Source organism: Pseudomonas sp. NCHU5216 (assembly GCF_052156495.1).
Lineage (GTDB): Bacteria > Pseudomonadota > Gammaproteobacteria > Pseudomonadales > Pseudomonadaceae > Aquipseudomonas.
This window is the reverse complement of record NZ_JBQLIX010000030.1, coordinates 62,229-68,650: the sequence shown is the minus strand read 5'-3', so window position 1 is coordinate 68,650 and position 6,422 is coordinate 62,229. Positions and strand designations below refer to the sequence as shown.

Here is a 6,422-nt window from a genome sequence, read left to right as displayed (position 1 = left end):
GAGCACATCCGCAACAAGGACTACGGCATGGCCCCGGAATTTCCGGCGGACAAACGCACCCTGAGCCAGTTCCAGCGCTTCACTGGCCGCGCCGAAGGTCTGTCGATCAGCTTCGAGGCGCACCTGCTGGGCTCGAAAGTCGAGTACGACGAGGGCCGTGACATGCTGATCATTCGCCAGTTGCCGACCCAGTTGAAGGATCAGCTCAAGCGGCGCCAGGACTGACATGGATACGCGCCTGGCGGACGAGTGGCTCGATGCCTGCTTATGCCAGCCAGACGCCCCGCTGGCCGGCGACCCCGCGCGCACCTTCGGCCTCGACAAGCATGCAGCCAAGGCCCGTTTGGCGCATCTCAAACCCTGGCTGCTGGCGCAACAGCGGCGCCTCTGGGCCAACCGGCGCCAGGCCCTGTTGCTGGTGCTGCAAGGGCCGGATTGCAGTGGCAAGGACGGTGTCATCAGCCGTGTGGTCAGCGCCTTCGATCCCCAGTGCGTCAGCGTGCACGGTTTTCAGGCCCCCACGGCCCAGGAACGCCAGCAACACTTCCTGCAGCGCTATCGCCAGCGCCTGCCGGCGGCAGGCATGCTCGGCGTGTTCAACCGCAGCCACTACGAGGCACTGATCTGCGATCCGCTCGATGGTCTGTGCAGTGAGGAAGAACTGCCGGCGCGCCTGACCGAATTGAGAGCATTCGAGGAGCAGTTGCCTGCCCGCTCCATCGTCATGCTCAAGTGCTACCTGCAGATCGACCGGGCCGAACAATACCAGCGCCTGGTCGAGCGTCTGGAGCGGCCGGAGAAGCGCTGGAAGCTCAAGATCAGCGACCTGCACACCCATCGCCAGTTCGACGAACGCCAGCTACGCTGGAGCAGGTTATTGAGTGCCAGCCATGTGGCCGGCGCCCCCTGGTATGTAATCCCCGCGCACAGGCGCTGGCTACGCGATCTGCTGGTCGCCAGCCTGCTGGCACGTGAACTGGAAAGGCTCCACCTGAACTGGCCGGATCGCCCGGCCCCCTTCAGCCTGGCCGAACTGCAAGCCGCTTCGGCGCACAAGGATCCCACACGATGAAGAAGATTCTGCTGATTCTCGCCGCCCTGGCCCTGTGGCAGAACTGGGGCAAGATCGACCGTTGGCTGAACCCGCCACAGGCCGGCAACGCCAGTGGCGAGATCGTGCTCTATGCCACCAGTTGGTGCGGCTACTGCGCCAAGACTCGCGAGCTGCTGCAGGCTGACGGCATCGCCTACCGCGAAGTGGACATCGAGAAGGACGCCATCGGCCGGCGCCAGTACGATGCCATCGGCGGCCGCGGTATCCCGGTGCTCGACATGCGCGGCCAGATCATCCAGGGCTACAACCCGACGGCGATTCGTGCCGCCTACTGACCAAGCAGGCCGTTGCAAACCTAGGCGACGGCTGCATGGATGCAGAAGCTAGAGCGAGGCAGGAAGCCAAAGCCGAGATAGTTTTTCAACAGCCCCTGGGCGCGCATCGGTAGCTGCCTGCGCGCTCGCGCCAACTGCCTGCCCCAATCGCACATGACCTGTCGCCAGCCCAGCGCGACATGCCCCAGTGTTGGCATTGATCCTGCCTGGAATATCGGCTTGAGCCTGCCCACGGCTGCCAGGACGAACGATTGATTCCGGTGGTGCTGGGCACCGCCTTTCGGCTCACCCCACAGCTCGTGATCGGCGCGGCTTTCATCTACCCTCTGTGCATTGCCGATGGCGGCCACGCACACACCGCACCCTCGCTACGCTGACAAGCCCAAGCGCTCGCCCGGAAGCGGCCGCGACAGGAGGAACGACATGGCAAGTTTCACCCACAGCATCGGTAACCTGAGCTGGCGCTTCGACAGCCTGCGCGAGCTGATGGCCAAGGCCACCCCGGCACGTTCCGGCGACTACCTGGCCGAGGTCGCCGCCAGCAGCGACGCCGAGCGCGCCGCCGCACAGATGGCGTTGGCCGAGGTGCCGCTCAAGCACTTCCTGCAGGAGGCGCTGATCCCCTATGAGAGCGACGAAGTCACCCGCCTGATCATCGACACTCATGACGCCCAGGCCTTTGCCCCGGTCAGCCACTTCACGGTAGGCGGGTTTCGCGACTGGCTGCTCGGCGACGCTGCCGATGAGGCCAGCCTCAAGGCGCTGGCCCCTGGCCTGACGCCGGAGATGGTCGCGGCGGTGTCGAAGATCATGCGCGTGCAGGATCTGGTGCTGGTGGCGCAAAAGACCCGCGTGGTCACCCGCTTTCGCAACACTCAGGGGCTGCGCGGGCGCATGTCCACCCGCCTGCAACCCAACCACCCCACCGACGATCCGGCCGGCATCGCCGCCAGCGTGGTCGACGGTCTGCTCTACGGCAACGGCGATGCCATGATCGGGATTAACCCGGCCACCGACAGCATGAGCGCGGTGTGCACCCTGCTGGAGATGCTCGATGCGGTGATCCAGCGCTACGAGATTCCCACCCAGTCCTGCGTGCTGACCCATGTCACCAGCTCCATCGCCGCCATCGAACGTGGTGCGCCACTGGATCTGGTGTTCCAGTCCATCGCCGGCACCGAGGCGGCCAACGCCAGCTTCGGCGTCAGCCTCAAGGTACTGCAGGAGGGCTATGAGGCCGGCCTGAGCCTCAAGCGCGGCACCCTCGGCAACAACCTGATGTACTTCGAGACCGGCCAGGGCAGCGCGCTGTCGGCCAATGCCAACCATGGCGTCGACCAGCAGACCTGCGAAGCCCGCGCCTATGCCGTGGCCCGCCACTTCAACCCGTTCCTGGTCAATACCGTGGTCGGCTTCATCGGCCCGGAATACCTGTACAACGGCAAGCAGATCATCCGCGCCGGGCTGGAGGATCACTTCTGCGGCAAGCTGCTCGGCGTGCCCATGGGCTGCGACATCTGCTACACCAACCATGCCGAAGCCGACCAGGACGACATGGACACCCTGCTGACCCTGCTCGGCGCCGCCGGCATCAACTTCATCATGGGCATTCCCGGCTCGGATGACGTGATGCTCAACTACCAGACCACCTCGTTCCACGACGCGCTGTATGCGCGCAAGGTGCTTGGCCTGCACGCCGCACCGGAGTTCGAGGCCTGGCTGGCGCGCATGGGCATCTTCCAGCAGCAGGGCGGGCAACTGCGCATGGGCGAGGAACTGCCGCCGGCATTTCGCCAGGCGTTGGCCCAATTGTCCTGATCATCGGAGGTCGTCATGAGCGAAAAGTCCCCCGCTACCGCCAACCCCTGGCAGCATCTGCGCCAACTGACGCCAGCCCGCATCGCCCTGGGCCGTGCCGGCACCAGCCTGCCGACCGCTGCGCAACTGGACTTCCAGTTCGCCCACGCCCAGGCGCGCGACGCCGTGCACCTGCCATTCGACCACGCCGCCCTGCGCGAGGCGCTGCACGAACGCCAGTTGCCCACCCTGCTGCTGCACAGCGCCGCCGCAGACCGCCATACCTACCTGCAACGCCCGGATCTGGGGCGCCGCCTGCACGAAGATGCCGCACAGCAGCTCGATGACTACGCCGCAGAACATGGTCGGGGCTACGATCTGGCCATCGTCATTGCTGACGGCCTGTCATCCCTGGCCGTACAAAAGCACAGCCTGCCGTTTCTCGAACGTTTGCTGGAACAGGTGCAGGCAGAGGGTTGGTCGCTGGCGCCCATCACCCTGGTGGAACAGGGTCGGGTGGCGGTGGCAGACGAAATCGGCGAGCGCCTGGGCGCGAAGATGACGGTCATCCTTATTGGCGAACGCCCTGGCCTCAGCTCGCCGGACAGCCTGGGCCTGTACTTCACCTATGGGCCGAAGGTCGGCCTCAACGACGCCTACCGCAACTGCATCTCCAACGTGCGCCTGGAGGGCCTGAGCTACGGCATGGCCACCTTCCGCCTGCTGTACCTGATGCGCGAAGCCTGCCGCCGGCAGCTCTCGGGGGTCGAGCTCAAGGACGAAGCCGAAGTGCCGACGCTGGACAACGCCGGGCCGGGGAATTTCCTGTTGCCCGATCAGCGTTGAGACGGTTGGTCAGTGCCTACGGTACGCACCTTGGTGGATGAAAAAAGCGTCATCCACCCTACGCACTGACCACCCACGTAGCCCGGATGCAATCCGGGAATCCCTGGCACGCCGCCCCCGGATTTCATCCGGGCTACGGACTAATCCGTAGGAGCGAGCTCTGCTCCGAACCCAAGGGGCGACAAAAGCTTCGCGAGCAGAGCTCGCTCCTACAAGTGCGCAACGTCACCACGAACGGCGCGCAGCCAGGCAGCCTGGTATCAACGCGCCTCGATACGAAAGCCCATGCGCGGGAAGTGCACATGCAGGGTGCCGGCGCGCTCGTCCTCGCGGCGCAGGATCAGTTCCTCGCGCCCGGCGAACAGCAGCTCGCCTTCCACCGCGTCGACGCCGTAATCCACGGCGGCGATGCTCACCGCCTGGCCAGGCTGGAAGCCGTTGGGGTCGACGAAGGCCTCGTCCGGCAGGGCGGCAGGTGTCGCCTCGCGAGCCACGGCGATGGCCTGTTCGCTGCTCATCTCGCTCAACGAGCCATGGCCGAAGTCCAGCACCCGCGCCAGCCAGGCAGCGACTTCCGGATAATCATCCACCAGCGGTGCGGTCACCGGCGTGCCACGCAGGAACCACAATGAATGTGCCAGGGCGATGTCGGCGATGCTCGCCTCGCCGAAGAGGAAGTCACCACCGCTGCGCAGTTGCTGCTGCAGACGCCCCATGATCACCGGCCACTGATGCCGTGCCTGCTCCAGCGGCAGACGGCTGGCACTGCCGCCAGCGAACAGCGCACCTCGGTCGGCCATGAAGGCCTTGACGAACTCCGCGGGCACCTTGGCGAAGCGCAGCGCCATGGATTCGGGGGCGAACACCAGCGCCACGGCATGCTGGAACACCACCGAGTCGGCCCACTGGGCGAAGCTGGCGACATTGAACGCCTGCGCCTCGGGATACAACGCAGGGGTGGCCTTCTCGGCCTCAAGTCGGCGAGCGATCAGCGCGGTGTCGCAGTAGATGTCGGCGCCTACCTGCAGCACCGGCGTCTTGCGGTAACCGCCGGTCAAGGCGGTGAGGTCGGGCTTGGGCATCACCGGCGGGATCATCACCGAGCGCCACGACAGTTGCTTGAAGCCCAGCAGCAGGCGGGCCTTCTCGGCGAATGGCGAGGTCGGGTAGTGGTGCAGAATCAGCTCGTGCATGGCGCGCTCCTGGGCAGATTGAGCGTTCAGCTTAACCGCAGCGGCGGCAGGCGCACACTCTCTTAGGCTGATGCGCCACCATCAATGGCCAGAATGAGCGCTTCCTTGGCGGCCTTGCTCAGGCGCTTGATCGCCCGTTCGCGGCGCAGGGCGTCGCCCTTGCCGACACAGGCTTCGACGTAGGCCAGCGCCAGCGCCGGGCTGGTATGGAAGAAACGCGCACCCTTGCCTGCCTGGTGCTGGGCGAAGCGCCGCTGCGGATCGTCGCTGATGCCGCAGTACAGGGCGCCGTTGGCGGCGCGAACCAGGTAGACGAACCAGGGCTTGTCCGTTGCCGCTGTCATCCGCGTGCCGGGAACCACTCACGCGCCGAGCGCCACAGGCACATGCCGACGAAATAGGCCGAAGCGGCGAACCACAGCCCCAGTTGCCACACGGAATTGTGCGGGTACTTGAGGATCAGCAGCGCACTGGAAAGCATCCAGACGAAGGTCACGACGATGTTCAGCGGCATGAACTGACGCACGCGGAACGGGTGCAGGAACTTCATCTTGGTCAGGGTCAGGCCGGCCAGCAGCACGATCATGCCCAGGGTGATCCAGGGGTGGATATCGAGGATGTAGAAGTACAGCACCACCACGTTCCAGGCCGCTGGGAAGCCGACGAAGTAGTTGTCCTGGCTCTTCATGTTCAGGTTGCAGAAGCAGAACAGCGAAGACAGCAGGATCAACCCCACGGCGAACAAGGGGGTGTAATCCGGCAGCGGAATGAAGCGGTAGAGGAAGATCGCCGGGATGAACACATAGGTGAGGTAGTCGATCACCAGATCCAGGGTCGAGCCATCGAAGTGCGGCAGCACGCCCTTGACGTCGTAGCGTCGCGCCAGCGAACCGTCGAGGCCATCGACCAGCAGGGCCAGGCCGAGCCAGAGCAGGCATTGCTTGGGTTGGCCGTCGAGGACGGCAAGCAACGCCAGCAGCGCGAGGATCACACCACTGGCGGTGACGGCATGAACGCCCCAGGCCTTGGCCTGTTTTACGGCTACGATGAGTTGGGTCACGGCAGGTCTCGATAGGCAGTGGAGTTGCGGCACCCCATGTGCGCACTCTTCATTGAAAGCTGAGACCGGTTAGCCTACCACTGCGTTCATTCGCCCGCCTTAGCAGGCTGTTGAAAAACGTAGGCGAGGCAGCCAGT

Annotated in this window: 9 protein-coding genes; 5 read left to right on the top strand and 4 right to left on the bottom strand. The window is 65.0% G+C overall.

Going from position 1 to position 6,422, the window contains the following annotated elements; translation table 11 throughout:
* The 3 genes from ACSVIK_RS19015 to ACSVIK_RS19005 all read left to right on the top strand — a co-directional run.
* Positions 1–225 (top strand): nucleoid-associated protein (locus ACSVIK_RS19015; RefSeq protein ID WP_442445785.1); only part of this gene is annotated, 225 nt, incomplete at its 5' end.
* A gap of 1 nt (position 226) precedes the next feature.
* Complete coding sequence (locus tag ACSVIK_RS19010; RefSeq protein WP_442445784.1) at positions 227–1,072, top strand: polyphosphate kinase 2 family protein; 846 nt, start codon at positions 227–229, stop codon at positions 1,070–1,072.
* The gene (locus tag ACSVIK_RS19005; RefSeq protein WP_442445783.1) at positions 1,069–1,389 is read left to right on the top strand and encodes a glutaredoxin family protein; all 321 of its coding nucleotides are present in this window, start codon (positions 1,069–1,071) and stop codon (positions 1,387–1,389) included. Before ACSVIK_RS19010 ends, ACSVIK_RS19005 begins: the two co-directional genes overlap by 4 nt.
* Positions 1,390–1,409: 20 nt before the next feature.
* On the opposite strand, the gene ACSVIK_RS19000 is transcribed toward ACSVIK_RS19005, so the two are convergent.
* Positions 1,410–1,739 carry a hypothetical protein gene (locus tag ACSVIK_RS19000; RefSeq protein WP_442445782.1) on the bottom strand — a complete coding sequence of 110 codons (330 nt, stop codon included), beginning with the start codon at positions 1,737–1,739 and terminating at the stop codon, positions 1,410–1,412.
* Positions 1,740–1,812: 73 nt separating this feature from the next.
* Here ACSVIK_RS19000 and ACSVIK_RS18995 point away from each other — a divergent pair, with 73 nt between their 5' ends.
* Positions 1,813–3,207 carry an ethanolamine ammonia-lyase subunit EutB gene (locus ACSVIK_RS18995; protein WP_442445781.1) on the top strand — a complete coding sequence of 465 codons (1,395 nt, stop codon included), beginning with the start codon at positions 1,813–1,815 and terminating at the stop codon, positions 3,205–3,207.
* Positions 3,208–3,222: 15 nt separating this feature from the next.
* Positions 3,223–4,032, top strand: a complete 810-nt coding sequence (gene eutC / locus ACSVIK_RS18990) for an ethanolamine ammonia-lyase subunit EutC (RefSeq protein WP_442445780.1) — start codon at positions 3,223–3,225, stop codon at positions 4,030–4,032.
* Between the two features lie 260 nt (positions 4,033–4,292).
* On the opposite strand, the gene ACSVIK_RS18985 is transcribed toward eutC, so the two are convergent.
* The 3 genes from ACSVIK_RS18985 to pcsA all read right to left on the bottom strand — a co-directional run bounded on the left by ACSVIK_RS18985 (position 4,293) and on the right by pcsA (position 6,285).
* Entirely contained in the window at positions 4,293–5,225 is a 933-nt protein-coding gene (locus tag ACSVIK_RS18985) for a glutathione S-transferase family protein (RefSeq protein ID WP_442445779.1), read from the bottom strand.
* A 62-nt stretch (positions 5,226–5,287) separates the two neighbouring features.
* On the bottom strand, positions 5,288–5,569 hold the full coding sequence (locus ACSVIK_RS18980) for a GIY-YIG nuclease family protein (RefSeq protein ID WP_442445778.1): 282 nt from the start codon (positions 5,567–5,569) through the stop codon (positions 5,288–5,290).
* The gene (gene pcsA / locus ACSVIK_RS18975; RefSeq protein WP_268181719.1) at positions 5,566–6,285 is read right to left on the bottom strand and encodes a phosphatidylcholine synthase; all 720 of its coding nucleotides are present in this window, start codon (positions 6,283–6,285) and stop codon (positions 5,566–5,568) included. The genes ACSVIK_RS18980 and pcsA overlap by 4 nt, the downstream gene beginning before the upstream one ends.
* Positions 6,286–6,422: the final 137 nt, after the last annotated feature.